The following is a 15,581-nucleotide window of genomic DNA, read 5'->3' as shown; positions in this document are numbered from 1 at the left end:
GGCGGTACGCCTGTCTCACGTTGAGAGACGGAGGGTGGCCGCGACCGGCAGGTGGTCGCTTCCCGTGGCCGGCAGGGTCCAGGACGAGGTGGCGATGACCCCCTTCATGAGGATCTGGTCGATGCGGACCATCGGGAAGGCGGCCGGCCAGCTGAAGCCGAAACCGTCACCGGCCTGCTCCTGGGCCGACTGCAGCTGGGCGGTCACCGGCTGCAGCGCGCGGTCACGCGTCGTGCCGTTGAAGTCACCCACCACCACGATGCGGTGCAGAGGCTCGGCCCGTATGGCATCGGCGAGCTTCACGGCCGCCTCGTTGCGCTTCGTGGTGGTGAACCCGGCACCGGGGAGCACACGGACGGACGCGAGGTGGGCGACATACATGGCGACCGGCCCCTTGGGGGTGTCGGCCGTGGCCCGCAGGGCACGGGCCCACGGCATGATCGCGACCGGCTCCACGTCCCGCAGCGGATAGCGGCTCCACAGGCCGACCGTGCCCTGAACCGAGTGGTACGGGTAGGCAGCGGCCAGTGCCTTCTCATACACCGGCGCCGCCCGGTAGGACAGCTCCTCCAGGGCGAGCAGCCCGGCGCCCGAGGCCGCGAGGGCACGTGCGGTGCCCACCGGGTCGGGGTTCGCGTCGTCGACGTTGTGGCTGACCACGGTCAAATCCCCGCCCCGGGACCCCTTGTCCACCAGCACGCCCCCGAACAGGGAGCACCAGACGACGGCCGGAAGCAGCACGGCAACCCCGGCGGTGGCGGACCGCCGCGCCGCTGCCAGTGCCAGCAGCACGGGCACGCTCACACCGAGCCAGGGCAGGAAGGTTTCCAGGAGACTGCCCAGGTTGCCGAGCCTGTTCGGGACTGCGGAGTGCCCCGCCATGACCAGCGCGGACACCACCGCCGCCGCGGCGATCAGGCGCCCGCGCCGCCATGTCCCCTTGCCGCGTGCGGAAGCTGCCGCACGCGGTGCGCCGGTGCGGTCGGACAGCACGGTCATGACGGCCCCGCCTTGCCGCTGCGGCCGCCCAGGACCTCGGGCAGCCGGCGCTGCACGGCGTCGATCAGCCGGCCGCTGCTGTCGAACGCGGCCTGTATTCCCTCGGTCGGCGTGGTGCCTGCACGCTGCCCGAGTACGGTGCCGAGCACCAGATGCCGGGCGGAGCCGTGGCGGACTTCGGTGGCCCACATGAGATTGCCGCCCGCAGGGGTGCTCGAGCCGGTCTTGAGCCCGACCACCCCGGGCCTGTCGAGCAGCCGGTTGGTGTTGGCGATGGGGTCGGGCATCTGGGGGACTGCCGTCTCGCGCATCGCGACCACGGCTCGCAGCACCGGCTCCTTCATGGCTTGACGGGCCAGCTTGAGCTGGTCACCGGCAGTGCTCTTGGTACTGGACTCGGCACCGCTGGCACCGGTGTACGTGGTCCGGGACATCCCCAGCTTCTCGGCGGCGCGGTTCATCTTCACAACGAATGCCTCCTGGCTTCCGGCGTCCCAACGGGCCAGCAGCCGGGCGACGTTGTTCCCGGAGGGCAGCAGCATCAGCTCGAGGAGCTTGCGCTGGGTCAGCCGCCACCCCGCGCGGACCGGGACGGTGGACTCGCTGAGCGAGTGGGCCTCCTGAGCGGCGGCTTCGTCGACCGTGATCTGCGGCCCTTCCTCCCCGTCCTTGAGCGGATGCTCCATGAGGATCACGTACGCGGTCATGACTTTGGTGACGCTCGCGATCGGCACCGGCTCCTGGCCACCCCTGCTGCCAAGGCTGCCGATGCCCTCGACCTCGACGCTCGCCTGGCCCTCGGACGGCCACGGCAGATCCATCCGCGCCGCCACCTCCGCCGCCCCCAGCCCCTGCAGGGCAGCGGCCCCGGATCCGGCACTGCGGTCGCCCTCACCCCACAGCCCGGCCCAGCTCCCGACCCCGGCCACCGCGATCACCAGGGCCGAAGCCCACACTGTCCCAGCAGCACGTATCCGACCAACACTCACCGACAATCACCTCTCACCGCCCGGCGCACAGCAACCCCGTACACCTCCGAGCCTGCGAGGCGACTGCATCCAGCAGGTCAGGACAGCGTCTCCAGCGACGCACGGATATGTGTCAGCCAGGTATCAAGGGAGGGCACTCACTGCGCCGGAAGGGCTGCTGCGGCCCTTGGACGACGTTGCCGCCGCGCTGCACGAGCCGGCCACGTCGCACCGCCGCCGGGGACGGCTGGATGCCGCCGCGGTGATGCTGCTGCGGTGCGCGGAGACCGGCCGCTCCCACTGGATCTGGAGCGACGAGGAGTGGGCCCACCTGCTCGGCAAGAATCTGCAGAATTTCCGCGCGAGCGTTCCCGTCTGGGCCGAGGAGGCGGGGCGTCCCCAACTGGCCGCGCACGCTTTCCTGCTCGGCGGCTGTCGGCGAGAAGATGCCCTACAACATGGATTCTGGAGGACCCGCCCTCACCAAGAAGGACGACGGAACATGGCAGGTGACCGGCGTCACCAGCGGCCCGAGCTGGGGTGACAGAGCAGTCGGCTACACCGGAGTCCCGGCGTTCAGCACGTGGATCAAGGAGACCATGGAGTCCGACGAGTAAACGCTCCCGGTCGACGTCGGACCCTGCTTCAGCAGGCATCGCGGGCTTCCTGCACGCCCGGCGTACTCTGCCCGGCCTCGTCACCGCCACGGCCGAGGCCGTCGAACACACCCTGGACGGACACGACGACGCCCCCGCGACCGTGGCCGCCGCGCGCGAGGACCTCGCCGCCTACATCCGCACCAGCGCCCGGCCCGTCGAGGTCGCCCTGCGCCGCCCTTTGCAGCAGATCCTCGACGAACTGGCGGACGGCGGCCGCTCGTTGCCTGTTCCGGCCTGACCCGCCCGCCGATGTCGCTGACAGGATGCGCCCGGATCCTCCCTCGGCAGTGGGCGCACCCCCATGTCACGGCACGGTCCGAAGGAGCGTGAAATCGGCCCGGCGGCAGAGGCGTTCGGCACAGTGTGCGCGCCCCCGCGCACGCCGTGCAGCTCCGCCGGGCCTCAGGGCGCCGTGCCGGGCCCGGCACGGGGCAGGCGTGACGGGGCATGGAAGAGATCATGGGGCGGAGCGGGAACGGGCCGGGGGCGGTGGCAGGTCCGACGGTCAGCCGGCGGCGGTTGACGGCAGGGGCGGCCGTCGCGCTGGGCGGGGCGGCCGCGCTTCTGGCCGGTATGGCCCACGGCGTGGTGGCGATGTCGTTGGCGGGGTCCGGTGGGGCCTTCAAGGTGGCCGGTGAGCAGTTGGAGGGGGACGGGTTCAGGGAAGTGACGCAGACCGTGGCGGAGGGGGACGGGGCGCGGCATCCGGTGGCGGTGGTCAGCGCCGAGCGGGCGTCGGTCGGCGGGTTGTGCGCGAGCCTGGTGGTGCCGACACCGCTGGGGCCCGTCACGTTGCGGGGGACGGCCGGGCGGACGGCGCCCGTTCGGGCCACGGGGCTCGTGGTCGACACCGACCAGGTCAGCGGTGCGGAGGCGGAGTTCAGCGGACTGCGGGTCGGGCTGCTGCCGCAGGGCGGGGTCGGGGCCGAGGCCGGGCGGGCGACTGTGGCGCGGCCGCGGTTCACGTCATGGGTGGTGACGGCCGGCACGTTCCGCACGCGGGATGTGGACGTGACGGTCAAGGCCGGTCGGGCGGAGTGCCGTTGAAGCGGATGCGCAGCAGGGCCTGGCGGCGTGCCCGGCCGTTGGGCGCCGCGGTGCTGGCGGTGCTGGGGGCGGCGGAGATGCTGGCGCTGCCCTTCATCGGAGGCCCGGCAGTGGTGACCGTGGCGGGGACCGTCGGTGGGGCCGGGCTGTCCACCAGTGTGCCCTTGCTCGCGGCCTCTCTGCTGCTGGCCACGCATCCGCAATTCCACACCGCTCTCGGTCTGGTGGTCATGGCGCTGGCGCTGGTCGCCCTGGCCACCTGCAATGTGGGTGGCATGCTGATCGGCAGTGCGCTCGCCGGGGCGGGCGGGGTGTGGGCGTTCGCCTGGCTGCCGCCCCTGGAGCCGCAGCACCCGTGAGCCGAGTCGCCCGCGCCGTAACGGTCCTGCTGGTGACCGCCGTTGCAGGCGCCGTCCCCTCGGCCCCGGCGGAGGTCACCGTACAAGGGCCGCCGCCCATGGCCGTACGAGCCGCAACGGCCACCAGCGGCCCCGTGCACTGCGCCGGAGGGGCCGGCGCCGGACGTGCCGGTGCGCAACGCCCCCTGCTGCACTGCCGTTTCGTCCACCTCGTGCTCACCCGTGTCGTACTCACCGCCGACGCCCCGGACGGTCCGGTAACCGTGCACTGTGCCCGTGCCGATCTGCCCGGAGTCGTGGACGTGGACCTCAGGAGCGTCACAGGGCGGCTCGCGGGGCTCCTCCCCGTCCGGTGGGATGCCGCACTCCCCTTGCCCGGGTTCTCGATCCCGCCCATGACCCTGACCGACGTGACGGCCACCGCCGATTCCTTCACTGCTCCGGGCGGACGGCTCCTGGATGTCGTGCAGCAGTGACGCCGGCCGACGCTGCGCCGAAGCGGCGCCTGCGCGCGGGAAAGGCATGGATGAGGGCACGGAGCTGATCGCCGGTGAAGTCGGGCCAGAGCGTCTTGACGAAGAAGAGCTCCGAGTAGGCCGACTGCCAGAGCAGGAAGTTGGAGATCCGCTGCTCTCCGGAGGTGCGGATGAGCATGTCGACGTCCGGCAGTGCGGGCAGCAGCAGATGGCGGGCGAAGACGTGTTCGTCGATGGCGTCCGGGTGCAGCCCGCCGGCCACCGCGGCGCGAGCCAGCTCGGCGGCCGCCCGGGTGATCTCGGCGCGGCCGCCGTAGTTGAAGCAGAGGGCGACGGTCGTCGCCCGGCCCTGCCGGGTGCGGTGCTCGGCCTCGCGCAGTGCCTGCACCACGTCCGGGGCCAGCCCCGCCTCCGAGCCGCACCACAGCATCCGCACGCCGCGCTCGATGAAGTCGTTGAAGCCCTGCGCGCTCTCCCTGGCCAGCCGCATCAGCGCCACGATCTCGGCGCGCGGACGGCTCCAGTTCTCGGTGGAGAAGGAGAACAGCGAGAGGTACTCGACACCCTCGTCGAGTGCCGCGTCCAGCACGGACCACAGGGCCCGCATACCGGCCTCGTGGCCGTGGATCCGGGAGCGGCCCCGGGCGGTGGCCCAGCGTCCGTTGCCGTCCATGATGATGGCGATGTGCCGCGGACGGCCGCCGGAAGCCGTGGGCGGCGTCTGCGGACGGAAACCGACGGAGCCGCCTTTGGTGCCGCGGAGCATCCGCGTGGCGGCGCGTATCCGCCATTTCGCGATTCGGGTCACTGGATGTCCCCCTGCCCACGCATGCGGCCTACAGCAGAGTCTTTCCGGGAAGTCCGGTCACGCATGCCCCAAACCCGGTGGACGGGTGGTTCGTTGGGCGGGTTGTGGCAGAGAAGCGCACTGGCGGCGGCGGCCGCGCCGACCGGCTGGCGCGTTGGACGGCGCGGTTGTTCATGCCTCCCGTGTTCCCGGTGACCGCCGGGTGCGCGCTCAGCCGGCAGGCGGCCCGGCCGGTGTGGGGGATCGTCGCCGCGGGGTGCGCGGTGCTGGCGGTGGCGGTGATGGCCGTGGGGGCGCGCCGGGGCTGGTGGTCGGATGCGGAGCTGAGCCGCCGGGCCGAGCGCCCGCTGCCGCTCGCCTGCGCGAGCGGGGGCGCACTGGTGGTGTGGCTGGTGTGCTGGCGGATCGGCGCGCCGGGCGTGTTGCTGGCGCCCGCGGCGCTCGCGCCGCTGGGGGGCGTGGCGTTCCTGGTGTGCACCCGCTGGGGCAAGATCTCGCTGCATACGAGCGCGGCGGCGGGCGGGCTCGCGCTGCTCGGGCTCCGGGTGTCGCCGTGGTGGGCGGTGGCGGGCGGCCCGCTGCTGTGGCTCGTCGGATGGTCGCGCGTACGGCTTCGGGCGCATTCCGTGCGCCAGGTGTGGGCGGGCGGTGTGCTCGGCGCGGGGCTCACCGCCCTGGTGCTGTGGCTGGCGGGCTGATCCGGGGGCGGGGCTCGGCGACCATGGGCATGGCGCGGGGGTGGAGGAAGATCCGTGCGGACGGCCGGACTTCGGGACCGGGCGCGCGGCGCAGCCGCCACCGGGCTGCGATGGTGGCCACCGCGGTGAGCATCTGGTTCATCGACAAGCGGTCGCCGATGCACCGGCGGGGGCCCGTGCCGAACGGCAGATAGGCGCAGGGCGCAAGGCTCCTGGCCCGCTCGGGGAGCCAGCGGCCGGGGTCGAAGCGCAGCGGGTCGGCGTGGTGCGCCGGGTGGTGGTGTGCCGCGTACGGGGCCCAGGCGAGATCCGTGCCCGCCGGGAGGCGGATGCCACCGAGTTCCACCTCCGTGAGGGTGCGCCGCCCCAGCAGCCACACCGGCGGATAGCGGCGCAGGGCCTCCAGGACGATGCGGCGGGTGTGCGCGAGCTCCGGCAGGTCGGCGGCCGTCACCCGGCGCCCGGCGAGCACCGCGTCGAGCTCGCGGTGGAGGCGGCGCTCCTCCTCGGGGTGGGTGGCCAACTCGTGGAAGACCCAGGGCAGTACGTCGCCGACGCCGTGGGCGCCTGCGATCATGTAGAAGAACATTTCGCGGAGGATCTGCGCATCGCCCAGCCCCTCGCCGTCCGCGTAGCGGCAGTGCACGAGGGCGGAGAGGATATCGCCGTCGTCGTGCCCGGGCGAGCGGCGGCGCGCTCGCAGCGCCGCCGCGAGCGCGGTGCGCAGCCGGGTACGGGCACGTACGAAGCCGCCGGTACCGGGCACCGGCACGTGCCGGGTCCAGAGCGGGGCCACCGCCCGCCAGTACAGCCCGGGCACGAGCTGGGCCTGTACGTCGGCGACGGCGGCCGCCACCTCCTCGACGGGCTCGCCGCAGAAGGCGTGCGCGGTGATGCGGCCGGCGAGCCCGGACAGCTCCCGGTCCAGGCGCAGCCGGGTGCCCGGCCGCCAGCCGGCCAGCCACTCCTCGGTGGCGTGGGCCGCGAACCGGACCTGTCCGGCGAGCCGGTGGGGGTGGAAGGCCGGCTGGACCGCCCGCCGGTGGCGCCGGTGGGAGGCGAAGGGGGACAGTCCGGGGAAGTCCATGTCGAGCACGAGGCTGATCCCGATCTGCGGCCCCGCCGTGTCGGTGAACCGGCCCTTGACGAAGTCGCGGCTGCCGGTGACCAGCAGTCGCTGCAGCAGATCAGGCGCAGTGATCATGTACCAGGGGCGGATTCCGGTGCGGAAGCGCACGACGGGGCCGAGGTGGTTCAGCCCGGTGAAGAACTCCAGGGGAGTGAACCACAGTTGTGCTCCGTGTCCGATCAGCGGTACGCCCCGAGGGGCGTTCGGGACATCCAACAGGCCACCTCCTGGGAGGAGTTGTCGTACATCACCCTTTCATTTCCTATACGATGCCGAATATGCCGAGGTCTACGGTTCTGGTCGTGGGGTCCGGTTTCGGCGGTGGGGTGGCCGCACTGCGGCTCGCCGAGAAGGGCTACGACGTGACGGTCGTCGAGGCGGGCCGCTGCTGGGCCGACGAGGACTTCGCCCGCTCGCCCTGGCAGGTGCACCGGTTGCTGTGGGCGCCACGGCTGGGTCTGTCCGGCATCGTCCGGCTCCATGTGCGCCGTCGTCTGCTGACGCTCACGGGCGTGGGCGTCGGCGGCGGCTCCCTGGCGTACGCCGGGGTCCACCACCGCCCCGGAACCGTGGTCCTCCGCGCGCCGGGGTGGGACCCCGCCGTCGACTGGGCCGGCGAACTCGCGCCCTGCTACGACCTCGCGGACCGCATGCTCGGCACCGCAACCGCACCGCCCCGGGCCGGCCCGGACACCGGTGGCGACGGCGTGCTGCGGCACGTGGCGCAGGAGCTCGGCGTGGCCGCCACCGTTCGCCCCACGCGCGTGGGCGTCCATTTCGGGACGCCGGGGGTGCGCACCGACGACCCGTACTTCGGCGGCGCGGGCCCTCCGCGCACCGGCTGCACCGGGTGCGCGCGCTGCCTCACGGGCTGCCGGGTGGGCGCCAAGAACACCCTGGTGAAGAACTACCTCCACCTCGCCCGGAAGCTGGGCGCGCGCATCGTGCCCCTGACCACCGTGACGCTGCTGCGACCCCGCCCCGGCGGCGGCTGGCGGCTGCACACGGTGCGGTCGGACGAGCCGTTCCGCCGTCACGGCGACGTGCTCGACGCCGACCAGGTGGTGCTCGCCGCCGGCGCCTGGGGCACAGTGGAACTCCTGTACCGCTGCCGGGCCGCCGGCACCCTGCCGGACCTCTCGCCCGCTCTCGGCACGGGCACCCGCACCAACCGCGAAGTGCTGGTCGCCGTCTCCGCCCCGGGCGCGGACGTGGGCCCCGGCACGGCCATCAGTGCGGAACTGCGCCCCGACGACCGCGCCCTCGTGCAGCTGTGCCGCCTGGGCCCGGGGCTCCACCCGCTGGCCGCCGCGCTCCTCCCGCTCGCTCTGCGGCCGCCGCCTGTACGGCGGTTCGGGCAGCGCACCGCCCTGCTCCTCGCCATGGAACAGGGTGACTCCGCCCTCACCAGCCGCTGGCGGTACGGTCGGATGACCTTCGGAAGCGGTGGCGGCCCGGCCGATCCCGTCCGCCTGCCGGCAGCCGACACGGTGGCCGGGCATTACGCCGGGCACGTCGGCGGCCACTGTCTCGCCCTGTGGACGAACCAGATGCTCCGCATCCCCTTCACCGCCCATCTGCTGGGCGGCTGTCGCCTCGGCCGGGACCCGCGCACCAGCGTCGCCGACCTCCGCCACCGGGTGCACGGCCATCCGGGCCTGCACGTCGCCGATGCCTCCGTGGTCCCCGCCAACCTCGGCGGCAACCCGGCCCTCACCGTCACCGCCATGGCCGAACGCGCCTTCGCCCAGTGGCCGGCCGCATGAGCGGCCGCGCGAGCGGCCACGGCCTGGTGGGGCGGGGTGCGCCGGCGGATGCGAGGGCGGCCTTGTCTCCTGAACCTCCTGATGTTCTGACGTTCGATCAGCCGGCTTGCGGAGCGGCGGTTCAGGGGGTCTCGGGGGCGAGGACGAAGATTCCGGCGACCTTCTCGTCCGTGTCGAAGGCGACCCGGGCCTTCATGTCGCCGGCCTCGTAGCGCAGCGGGATGTCGACGACCGTGTGGTCGCCGATGCGGCGGACGAACGGCTCGCCCTCGCCGAAGCCTTCGAACGCGCCGACGAGACCGGTGACCGTGGCCAGGCCGTCGGCCCGGACCTTGTCGGTGAAGGCCTCCAGGACCTGTGTGTTGAAGGACTGCCGGGCTTCGTCCATGCGGCCTTCGAGGACGGCCGTGACGATCGTGATCGCGCGTTCTGCGGCGTCGGTCATGCGCACTGTCTTGTCCATGGGGTCTCCCGTCCGGGGATCGATGGGCTTGCCGAACCGCTGGAAGGCGGCCTGGCGGGTGACGCCGAGCAGGTCCCCGATCTCCTGCCAGGTGTGGCCGGCGTCCCGGCACTGCTGGGTGCACAGCTTGAGCACCTGCTCGGCCAGGTCGTCGATGTGCTGAGCGCGCCGGACCAGGTCGAGGTAGGCGGGTGACGCCAGTGGGTCGTCCGTCGCCCGGGCCAGGGCAGCGGTCTGCTCGGCCAGCAAGCTGCTCAGGGCGGCGAGAGTCTGAGGGGAATCGGCCATGCGTAAAGGATCCCTTTACAGCCTGAGGCTTGTCAAGGGATCCTTTACGGCCCGGCGGCTCCCGGGCCACGGTAGCGGCGCCCCATGGGCGGGGCGCCGCTACCGCTCATCGTCAGGCCGGTGAAGTGACCGTCCGGCCGAGATGCCGGGCGAAGAACTGGACTGCGCTGTCGGCCTCGAACCTGGGCATTTCCATGTGCTTGCCCGCGTTGGCGTGCAACGTCTTCTCCTTCGAGGCGAAGGCGTCGAACAGCGCGAGGCCGGCCTCGCGCGGGATGCGCTCGTCGTCCCACTGCAGGTCGAACTCGATCGGGACGGTGATCTGCTCCGCCGTCTCGAGCAGGGCATCGGGATAGGTGCAGACGAAGACCGCGGCCGTGATCCTGGGCTCGATCGCCACCAGCGGTATCCCGATCGCGGTGCCCAGGCCGATGCCGACGTAGCCCACCGGCCTGTCGGCGCCGATCTCGGGAAGCTGTTGGAGAGCGTCCAGGGTCGCCTGGTACTCGGGTACGGCGAGCGCTGCCAGGCGGGTGTTGTAACGGACGATGACCGGGCCTTCCGGTTCGCCCGCCGCCTGCGCGTTGCGCAGCTCGGCGACGTCCTGCTCGTCCTGCGTGGTGCGCGGCCGGTCGCCGTGGCCGGGCGCGTCGACGACGGCGACATGGAAGCCGCAGCCGGTCACGAGGCGGTGGGCGCGGCCGGGCATCGCCGGGTGCTTCTTGTGGAGGCCGCCGCCGTGGCCCATCAGGACCAGGGGCGCGCGATCGGCGCCGGCGGCCGGCGACCAGAGAACGCCGGGGACGTCGCCCAGGGTGAAGTCGCGCTCGACCACGCCGTTCGACGACGACTCGGCGGTGAACTGCAGTGAATGCATGAGGTGTTGCCCTTCGGGAGTGCCTTGTGGTGGAGGCGCTCCCGGCGACACCTACGTCAATCGCCGGCCGTGACGGGAAGGGGGAGCACCCACGTCGATACAGCGTTCATGGGTCTCACCTCCTCGGGCGGTGTCACGGTCGACTGCAAGCTACAAGCCGGCGCATCATCCCGTCCAATCCTTTTCCTCGTGATGGCGGCAGCAGGTTTCGGGCCTGTGCCGGTGGTCGCCGTCCAACGGTCCGCCCATGGCCGGGACCTGCATCGCGCACTGCGCCCGTTGTGCGTTGTCGACCATCTGGTCGCTGTCGGATGCGGCGTTGGCCACGCTTGCGCAGCACAGGGTCAGCAACACGGCGCCCGCCATGAAGGGCAGGTTCCGGCGTGCGGGCGGCGGGGCCAGCAGGGCCCGTACCCGTTGGGGCACAGCCCCGCCGGTCGCGGCGAGTGCGGTGGGGCGGTGTGAGCCGGCGGATGCGAGGGCGGCCTTTCCGACCGCGCGGGCGACGACGGTGCGGCTGCCGACGTGGGCTGCGGCCTCCTCGTCGGCCCAGCGCTCCAGGACGAATGCGCCGGTGTCGGCCAGCGGCCGCAGCAGGGGGTTGAGGGCTGCCGTGAGCCGCCAGAGGGTCAGGAAGTGGTGGTGCCGGCCGCGCAGATGGGCGCGTTCGTGTGCGAGCAGGGCTTCGCGCTCGTCGCTGCCGAGGCAGCGCAGCATGCTCCGGGAGACCACGATGCGTCCGGGTGCGCCGGGCAGTGCGAAGGCCAGCGGGGCGTCGTCGTCGAGGACGGCCAGTTCCGTGTCACCCGGCAGCCGGGCGCACTCCTTCCGGGCCCGGAGGACGGACCGGACCTGCCGTGCGGCGGCCACCCCGAGCGAGACGACTCCCACGGCCAGGACCAGGGCCCCGGCGACCGCGACGGTGAGGTACACCGGGTCCTCGGCGCGCAGTGCGGCCACCGACCACTGCCCCTCCGCGGCGACCTGCGGGATCTGGGCGATCCCGGTGAACGCCAGCAGGGCCAGCGACCCCGCCCAGCCGGCGGCCGTGATCAGCGCCGCACAGGCCAGGGCCCACGCCGCGGGGCGCGGGGCCAGGCGGCGGGCCAGACGCGGCGCGGCCACCGTGAGCAGGGCGGTGACGACGAACGGGACGTAGACGCTGATCAGCACCTGGTCATGGCCTCTCGCCGTGCCCGGACAGCAGCTGGTGCAGCAACTGCTCGTCCTGCTCGGACAGTTCGGAGACGAAGCGGGTCAGTACCGCCTCGCGGTCGGAGCCGCCCTCCAGCAGCGACCGCATGCGCTGGGCGGTGTGGGAGGCCTCGTCGCGGGCCGGTTCGTAGGCGTATCCGCGGCCCTCGCGGTGCCGGACGAGCATGCCTTTGTCGTACAGCCGGGACAGGATCGTCAGGACGGTCGTGTACGCCAGGTCGCCCGGCAGCCGTTCCCTGACCTGGCGCGCGGTCAGTGGCGCGTCGGCGGCCCAGAGGGCGGCGAGCACGTTGCTCTCCAGTTCGCCGCGGGCCCGCCTGCCGGGTGCGCCGTGGACGTCCTCGCCTCTTCGTTCGTGCACCGTTCGCCTTCCGTCATCTTTCCGGCTCCACAGGCTACCCGGCGAGCTACTACGAGATGTAGGAAGTATGCTCCGGGCTTTGTAACGCGAGCTACTACATCTTGTAGAGTCCCGCCGCTGCCCTACGTGCGGAGGAAAGCCATGCCCCCTGCCGGAACCACGGCCCCCATGCCCACACGCCCGGGCGGCGTTCCGCGCCCCCGCGCCGCGAGGCCCGACACGGGGGGCCGGATCGCCGTCGTCTCCGCCAGTGTCGGAGCCGGACACGACGGCGCCGCCACCGAGCTCGCCCGCCGGCTGGTGGCGGACGGCCTCGCCGTCGACCGCTACGACCTGCTGGATCTGCTGCCGGCCCGGCTCGGCCGGGCCGTCCAGGAGGGCTATCACCGGATGCTCGTCCGGGCACCCTGGGCCTACCAGCGGATCTATGCCGGCACCGAGCGTGCCGGGGGCGGCGGTCCGGCGGCGCGGGCGCTGCTGCGCACCGCCGAGGACCGCGTCCTGCGCGCCCTGCACCCGGACGTCGGCGCGGTCGTCTCCACCTACCCGGGGGCCAGCCGGGTGCTGGGCAGCCTGCGCCTCGACGGTCGGCTGACCGTGCCCGTCCTCACCTATCTGACCGACTTCTCGGTGCATCCCCTGTGGGTGGCCCGCGGTGTGGACGTCCACCTCGCGGCCCATGCCGTGCCCGCCGCCCAGGCGCGGGCCGTCGGGGCCCGGGACGTGCGGGTGTGCGGACCGGCCACCGATCCGCGGTTCACGCCCTGCAGCGCACGGGAGCGCGAGGAGGCGCGGGCCAGGTTCGGCCTGCCGGCGGATGCGCCGCTGGCGCTGCTGGTCGCCGGGTCCTGGGGCGTGGGCCCGGTCCGGCGGGTGGCCCTGGAGGTGCGCGACAGCGGCGCCGCCGTCCCGGTCGTGGTCTGCGGTCGCAACGAGGCGCTGGCCGAGCGGCTGCGCGCGGACGGCATCGAGCACGCTTACGGCTGGGTGGACGACATGCCCGGCCTGATGCACGCCGCCGACGTCCTCGTCCAGAACGCCGGCGGGCTCACTTCGCTGGAGGCGTTCGCGGCGGGCCTGCCCGTCGCCAGTTACCGCTGCATACCGGGCCATGGGCTGACCAACGCCGCGGCCCTGGACGAGGCCGGGGTGGCCGTGTGGGTCCGCGAGGCGGCCGACCTCGGGGGAGTGCTGCGCGACTTGATCGACGGCCCGCTCGGACGGCGGCAACAGGCGGCGGCCCTCGCTCTGTTCGCCGAGGCGCAAGGCGGCGGCCCGGCGGCCGAGATCGCGCGCGTCCACCGCTCCGCGCCCTGGTACCGGGTCTCGCAACCCAGGTCACGTCCCGCTGTGCGGCGGCGTTCCGCCCCGCGCCGGCTCGCCGCCACCGCCGCCGCGGCGTGCGCCCTGTCGGTGTGCGCCGTCGGCATGGGCGTCGCCGCGGACGACCGCCCGGGCCTGATGCACGCCATCGGCCACGGCCTCGACCTGGACGACCTCGCTCCGGGCCACGGCCCCCGACCGGGAGGCCACCACTCGTGACCACCGCCCGACTGCTGCGCACGGCCGCCCTCGTCGCCCTGCCCGCGCTCGCCGCGGTGCACGCCGCGCCCGTCGTCTCGACCTTCGGGCCGCTGCGCAACCGTGCCATGCCCCGTCTCTCCGGCCGGGGCCGGCCGGACCACGTCGCCCTGACCTTCGACGACGGACCCGACCCGCTCTCCACGCCGCACTTCCTGCGGCTGCTCGCCGAACGCCGGGTGCACGCCACGTTCTTCCTGCTGGGCAGCGAGGCGCACCGCTCCCCCGGCCTCGTCCGCGAGATCGCCGCGGCGGGCCACGAGATCGGCGTCCACGGCTGGCTGCACCGGCCGCTGCTGCTGCGCGGCCCGCGCGCCACGTACGACGACTTCGCCCGCGCCCGCGACACCGTCGCCGTGATCACGGGACGGCAGCCCACGCTCTTCCGGCCCCCGTACGGCGTCATGTCGGCCGCCGCCCACCTGGCGGCGCGCCGCCTCGGCCTCACCCCGGTGCTGTGGACCTGCTGGGGAGAGGACTGGACGGCCCGGGCCACCCCCGAGTCCGTCCACCGCACCGTCACCGCCGACCTCGACGACGGCGGCACCGTCCTGCTCCACGACTCCGACTGCACCTCCGCCCCCGGCGCCTGGCGCTCGGCCCTGGGTGCCCTGCCCCGCATCCTCGACACCTGCGACCGACGCGGCTACGCCGTGGGCCCGTTGCGCGATCACGGGTGGCCCCGCCCGTGAGGTGACGCACCACCCTGCCCGCCTCGGCAGTCAGCCGAGGTGGGCCAGGATGTCCGGGGCGATCAACGCATGAGCGCCGACCGTGCCGTTGGCGACCTGGGTGACCCGGAGCTGGACGGCGAGGCCGGCGACCACGATCGCCTCCGGGGTGCCGATGCCGAGCCGCCGGGCCAGAAAGTCCACCGCCTGGTCGGCGGCGTCCTGGACGGCTTCGTTCAGCTCCTGGCCCAGGCCGAGGAAGATCTCGCCCGCCGGGGTGCTGGCCTGCGGGCGGGCCGGGGCCGGGCCGGGGAGCAGCCGGAAGGTCAGCGAGACCTCCTCCATCGGGCATTCCAGCCCGGTGGAGGCCAACTCGCCGTCGCCCTGCGCCGCGTGGCCGTCGCCGACCGAGAAGAGCGCTCCGTCCACCTCGACCGGCAGCCGCAGCCGGGAGCCGGGGACCAGTTCCCGGCAGTCCAGGTTGCCGCCCACCCGCCGCGGGTGGCGGGTCTCGTGCGGGCCGGGCGCGGCCGGGGCGTTGCCCAGCACTCCCATGAACGGGCGCAGCGGGAGGGCGATTCCCAGCCCGTGCGCGTCGCGGGCCAGGCCGGCGCAGGTGTCGAGCCGCCAGCCGATCAGCACCTCGCGCCCGGCGTCGAGCCCGCGGCGCAGCCGCTGCTCGCGCGGGCCGGCCGCGGTCCACCCCCAACCGCCCGGCCGGACGGTGTTGATCTCGACCTCCAGGATGCTCCCCGGGCGCGCCCCGCGGACGCGCACCGGGCCGCACAGGGCGTGCCCGATCCAGGTCTTCGGCCGGGGCGTGAACCCCGGGAAGCCGAACAGGCGCTCTCCGTTCTCTCCCCAACTGCCGTCCAACGTGCGAAAGATGACGGTGTCTCCGGGATCGATCGACAACACCGGCGGGATGGAATGGTCGAACTGTCCGTGCACAGTGCCGGGTTCGGGGGAGAGATGGTGGACCGCGGGCATACGAGACCTTTCGCCGGGTCAAGGGTTCAACAGCTTGTTGAACGTGCGCGGATTGCAACGTAGGCAGCAGCGCGAGAGGTGTCAACGGCCGTGCCGCGGCGGCCGATCCGTCGACTTCACGCCAGACCTGAACCGGGGCTGGCTATTCCTTTGCTGTTCGTTGACGCACCGTGCGACGGATGCGAAGGTGGGTCCCGCACCCGAGATCAACAGTTTGTTGAAAGAA

General features: G+C 73.3%; 18 protein-coding genes. 9 read left to right on the top strand and 9 right to left on the bottom strand.

Annotation, left to right across the window (positions count from 1 at the left end; genetic code table 11):
• Positions 1-15: 15 nt before the first annotated feature.
• Both ACLHRZ_RS00985 and ACLHRZ_RS00980 read right to left on the bottom strand, forming a co-directional pair.
• A complete protein-coding gene (locus ACLHRZ_RS00985; protein ID WP_490416227.1) occupies positions 16-999 on the bottom strand; it encodes an endonuclease/exonuclease/phosphatase family protein in 984 nt (327 codons plus the stop codon).
• Positions 996-1,955, bottom strand: a complete 960-nt coding sequence (locus tag ACLHRZ_RS00980) for a D-alanyl-D-alanine carboxypeptidase family protein (protein ID WP_490416226.1) — start codon at positions 1,953-1,955, stop codon at positions 996-998. Before ACLHRZ_RS00980 ends, ACLHRZ_RS00985 begins: the two co-directional genes overlap by 4 nt.
• Positions 1,956-2,425: 470 nt before the next feature.
• Between ACLHRZ_RS00980 and ACLHRZ_RS00975 the strand changes: the two genes are divergently transcribed.
• The 5 genes from ACLHRZ_RS00975 (at position 2,426) to ACLHRZ_RS00955 (ending at position 4,508) form a co-directional block, all read left to right on the top strand.
• Complete coding sequence (locus ACLHRZ_RS00975; protein ID WP_490416225.1) at positions 2,426-2,584, top strand: hypothetical protein; 159 nt, start codon at positions 2,426-2,428, stop codon at positions 2,582-2,584.
• A gap of 142 nt (positions 2,585-2,726) precedes the next feature.
• Entirely contained in the window at positions 2,727-2,864 is a 138-nt protein-coding gene (locus ACLHRZ_RS00970; RefSeq protein WP_490416224.1) for a hypothetical protein, read from the top strand.
• 209 nt (positions 2,865-3,073) lie between these two features.
• Positions 3,074-3,673, top strand: coding sequence for a DUF6230 family protein (locus tag ACLHRZ_RS00965; protein ID WP_490416223.1), 600 nt, complete (start codon positions 3,074-3,076; stop codon positions 3,671-3,673).
• 5 nt (positions 3,674-3,678) lie between these two features.
• Positions 3,679-4,032 (top strand): DUF6114 domain-containing protein, encoded by a 354-nt coding sequence (locus ACLHRZ_RS00960; RefSeq protein WP_490416222.1) that lies wholly within the window; start codon positions 3,679-3,681, stop codon positions 4,030-4,032.
• Positions 4,029-4,508: a hypothetical protein gene (locus ACLHRZ_RS00955; protein WP_490416221.1), complete on the top strand. Its 480-nt coding sequence runs from the start codon at positions 4,029-4,031 to the stop codon at positions 4,506-4,508. Before ACLHRZ_RS00960 ends, ACLHRZ_RS00955 begins: the two co-directional genes overlap by 4 nt.
• On the opposite strand, the gene uppS is transcribed toward ACLHRZ_RS00955, so the two are convergent.
• Positions 4,465-5,316 (bottom strand): polyprenyl diphosphate synthase, encoded by an 852-nt coding sequence (uppS, locus tag ACLHRZ_RS00950; RefSeq protein WP_490416220.1) that lies wholly within the window; start codon positions 5,314-5,316, stop codon positions 4,465-4,467. The genes ACLHRZ_RS00955 and uppS overlap by 44 nt on opposite strands.
• Positions 5,317-5,489: 173 nt before the next feature.
• Between uppS and ACLHRZ_RS00945 the strand changes: the two genes are divergently transcribed.
• Positions 5,490-6,014: a hypothetical protein gene (locus tag ACLHRZ_RS00945; protein ID WP_490416219.1), complete on the top strand. Its 525-nt coding sequence runs from the start codon at positions 5,490-5,492 to the stop codon at positions 6,012-6,014.
• Here the strand turns inward: ACLHRZ_RS00945 and ACLHRZ_RS00940 are convergent.
• Complete coding sequence (locus ACLHRZ_RS00940) at positions 5,983-7,359, bottom strand: cytochrome P450 (protein ID WP_490416218.1); 1,377 nt, start codon at positions 7,357-7,359, stop codon at positions 5,983-5,985. The two genes, ACLHRZ_RS00945 and ACLHRZ_RS00940, sit on opposite strands and share 32 nt — an antisense overlap.
• 62 nt (positions 7,360-7,421) lie before the next feature.
• Here ACLHRZ_RS00940 and ACLHRZ_RS00935 point away from each other — a divergent pair, with 62 nt between their 5' ends.
• Positions 7,422-8,909 (top strand): GMC family oxidoreductase, encoded by a 1,488-nt coding sequence (locus ACLHRZ_RS00935; protein WP_490416217.1) that lies wholly within the window; start codon positions 7,422-7,424, stop codon positions 8,907-8,909.
• A 121-nt stretch (positions 8,910-9,030) separates the two neighbouring features.
• Here the strand turns inward: ACLHRZ_RS00935 and ACLHRZ_RS00930 are convergent, their stop codons facing one another.
• The 4 genes from ACLHRZ_RS00930 to ACLHRZ_RS00915 all read right to left on the bottom strand — a co-directional run bounded on the left by ACLHRZ_RS00930 (position 9,031) and on the right by ACLHRZ_RS00915 (position 12,113).
• The gene (locus ACLHRZ_RS00930) at positions 9,031-9,660 is read right to left on the bottom strand and encodes a DUF3887 domain-containing protein (protein ID WP_490416216.1); all 630 of its coding nucleotides are present in this window, start codon (positions 9,658-9,660) and stop codon (positions 9,031-9,033) included.
• A 112-nt stretch (positions 9,661-9,772) separates the two neighbouring features.
• Positions 9,773-10,537 (bottom strand): alpha/beta hydrolase family protein, encoded by a 765-nt coding sequence (locus ACLHRZ_RS00925; RefSeq protein ID WP_490416215.1) that lies wholly within the window; start codon positions 10,535-10,537, stop codon positions 9,773-9,775.
• 165 nt (positions 10,538-10,702) lie between these two features.
• Positions 10,703-11,710, bottom strand: coding sequence for a M56 family metallopeptidase (locus ACLHRZ_RS00920; protein ID WP_490416214.1), 1,008 nt, complete (start codon positions 11,708-11,710; stop codon positions 10,703-10,705).
• A 4-nt stretch (positions 11,711-11,714) separates the two neighbouring features.
• Positions 11,715-12,113 (bottom strand): BlaI/MecI/CopY family transcriptional regulator, encoded by a 399-nt coding sequence (locus tag ACLHRZ_RS00915; RefSeq protein WP_490416213.1) that lies wholly within the window; start codon positions 12,111-12,113, stop codon positions 11,715-11,717.
• 168 nt (positions 12,114-12,281) lie between these two features.
• Between ACLHRZ_RS00915 and ACLHRZ_RS00910 the strand changes: the two genes are divergently transcribed.
• The gene (locus ACLHRZ_RS00910; protein WP_490416212.1) at positions 12,282-13,655 is read left to right on the top strand and encodes an MGDG synthase family glycosyltransferase; all 1,374 of its coding nucleotides are present in this window, start codon (positions 12,282-12,284) and stop codon (positions 13,653-13,655) included.
• Positions 13,652-14,386, top strand: coding sequence for a polysaccharide deacetylase family protein (locus ACLHRZ_RS00905; protein ID WP_490416211.1), 735 nt, complete (start codon positions 13,652-13,654; stop codon positions 14,384-14,386). The genes ACLHRZ_RS00910 and ACLHRZ_RS00905 overlap by 4 nt, the downstream gene beginning before the upstream one ends.
• 30 nt (positions 14,387-14,416) lie before the next feature.
• Here the strand turns inward: ACLHRZ_RS00905 and ACLHRZ_RS00900 are convergent, their stop codons facing one another.
• On the bottom strand, positions 14,417-15,355 hold the full coding sequence (locus ACLHRZ_RS00900; protein ID WP_490416210.1) for an acetamidase/formamidase family protein: 939 nt from the start codon (positions 15,353-15,355) through the stop codon (positions 14,417-14,419).
• Between the last annotated feature and the right edge of the window lie 226 nt (positions 15,356-15,581).

It is taken from the genome of Streptomyces sp. AM25, assembly GCF_058146165.1.
The sequence above is the reverse complement of the archived record's forward strand: the minus strand, read 5'-3'. Positions and strand labels throughout refer to the sequence as shown.